This window comes from Rhodococcus sp. R1101 (assembly GCF_000278445.1).
GTDB classification, from domain to species: Bacteria; Actinomycetota; Actinomycetes; order Mycobacteriales; family Mycobacteriaceae; genus Rhodococcus; species Rhodococcus gordoniae.
In genome coordinates, this window is record NZ_AJVB01000564.1 from 1 (window position 1) to 2,284 (window position 2,284).

A 2,284-nucleotide genomic window follows, 5' to 3' on the forward strand; every position below is an offset into this window, starting at 1 on the left:
TCACCACCTCGCGTAAGAAGCCGCCGTTCGGCATCGGCCAGATCGGCAAGAGCTTCCGCAACGAGATCACGCCCGGCAACTTCATCTTCCGCACCCGCGAGTTCGAGCAGATGGAGATGGAATTCTTCGTCAAGCCGGGCGAAGACGAGCAGTGGCACCAGTACTGGATCGACTACCGGATGAACTGGTACACCGATCTGGGCATCAACAAGGACAACCTGCGCCTGTACGAGCACCCGCTGGAGAAGCTGTCGCACTACTCGAAGCGCACCGTCGACATCGAGTACCGCTTCCACTTCCAGGGCAGCGAGTGGGGTGAGCTCGAGGGTGTCGCGAACCGCACCGACTTCGACCTGTCGACGCACTCGAAGCATTCCGGCACCGACCTGAGCTTCTTCGATCAGGCCACCAACGAGCGCTACACGCCGTACGTCATCGAACCGGCGGCCGGCCTGACCCGCTCGCTCATGGCCTTCCTCGTCGACGCGTACACCGAGGACGAGGCACCCAACGCCAAGGGCGGTGTCGACAAGCGCACCGTGCTGCGCCTCGACCGACGCCTCGCACCGGTCAAGGCGGCCGTGCTGCCGCTCAGCCGCAACGCGGACCTGAGCCCGAAGGCCAAGGACCTCGCCGCGAAGCTGCGCCAGAACTGGAACATCGAGTTCGACGACGCCGGCGCGATCGGCCGCCGCTACCGTCGCCAGGACGAGATCGGTACCCCGTTCTGCATCACGGTCGACTTCGACACTCTCGAGGACCAGGCCGTCACGATCCGCGAACGCGACACCATGGCGCAGGAGCGCGTGAGCCTCGACCAGGTCGAGGGTTATCTCGCGCAACGCCTGCTCGGCTGCTGACCGACCTGATCGACACAGATGCCCTCCGGTCCCGACGGACCGGAGGGCATCTGCCGTTTCGTAGCCGAGCGTTTCGTAGCGCTCAGGTCGAGCGCCGATCGATGTACTCGAAGTCCACGTCCCGGAAACGGGTTTCGTCACCGCGGCGGGTGTGCAGGATCACCGATTCCAGGCCGGTGCCCGGTGCGCGTGCCGCGATCGGGCGCACGGTCTAGAAGCGTCCGCCGCTCGACCCGCCGAAACCGCCACCCCCGAAGCCGCCTCCGCCGAAACCACCACCGCCGAAGCCACCGCCGCGCCCGCTGTTGAGCACACTGTTGATGAGGATGCCGCCGAGCACGGCCCCGGCGATGTTGCCACCCGACGACCCGCCGCGCGGCGGGCGCTGTTGATAGTCCCAGCGCTGCACGTCGTTCTGGGCGCTGCGCAGCGCCTCCACCGCGAGCGACGCAGCGGTCCGCGCGTACTGGATGGCGGCGGCCGGATCGGAATCCGCGGCCTGTCTCGCAGCCTGCAGGTGGCGCTGGGCCTCCGACAGACGCGTGCGGGCCTTCGCGCCGACGACCCCGCGACGCGTCCCGATGAAGTCGGCGGCAGCGGTGACCTGCGCCTGCGCCGCGCCCAGGTCCTGCTCGAGACGGCGACGCATCTCGGCGGCCTGCTGCTCGGCCTGCCGCGTCCTGGCACGCAGCTCGTCGAGACGCGCGTCGGCCTCGACGACCCGTGTGAAGCTGCCCAGCGGGTCGGTGTGCTGTTCGGCGCGCGCGTGTTCGAGTGCCTCCTGCACGGCCTTCAGAGCGTCGACGAGTGCGGGACCGCCGGCCTCGACGAGTTGTTTCGCGTCCGCCACGCCCTGCTCCGCATCCTCCATCGCCGCCGGGAGTGTCGCGATGGCGCGTCGGATGTCCTCGGCCGCATGATCGAGCGCGTCGAGCAACGTCGCGGCATGACCGAGGGCGCGCTCGGCTTCGCGGATCGCCCGTACGGCGTCGCCCTGCTCGCCGACCGGTCGCGCCACCGCGGTGCGGCCCTGATCGATCGCGTTCTCGGCGAACGCGATCTCCTCTCGCGCGAGTGAGACGTTGTCCACCACCGGGGTCAGTGCACCGGCGGGGAACTCCGAGTGCAACTGCGCGAGTATCCGTTCGGCCTCCGGGATGCGTGCCTGCAGTGCGATCGCCCGCTGGGTGAGGCCGTCCAGACGGGCCGGGGCATCGAGCAGCAGATCACGCATCGTGTCGAATGCCTCGACCTGCGCTTCGAGTTCGCGGTCGGCCTGCCCGCACGAGGAGATCAGCTGCACGAGCATGTCGCGTTGCTGGTCGGGTGTCTCGGGGATGTCGTCGTCGAGACGCTGGCGGATCTCGAAGGCGTTCGCCAACGCATTCTGCGCCTGCCGATGGGCGCGGTCGAAAGGAGCCACC

Annotated in this window: 2 protein-coding genes and 1 pseudogene; 1 reads left to right on the plus strand and 2 read right to left on the minus strand. The window is 68.5% G+C overall.

Going from position 1 to position 2,284, the window contains the following annotated elements; all coding sequences use genetic code 11:
* Positions 1-860 (plus strand): glycine--tRNA ligase (locus R1101_RS0121630; protein ID WP_016935332.1); only part of this gene is annotated, 860 nt, incomplete at its 5' end.
* An 82-nt stretch (positions 861-942) separates the two neighbouring features.
* Here the strand turns inward: R1101_RS0121630 and R1101_RS31355 are convergent.
* Positions 943-1,068 carry a hypothetical protein gene (locus tag R1101_RS31355; RefSeq protein ID WP_016935333.1) on the minus strand — a complete coding sequence of 42 codons (126 nt, stop codon included), beginning with the start codon at positions 1,066-1,068 and terminating at the stop codon, positions 943-945.
* 3 nt (positions 1,069-1,071) lie between these two features.
* A pseudogene (locus R1101_RS0121640) lies at positions 1,072-2,284 on the minus strand (TPM domain-containing protein); the annotation flags it as partial.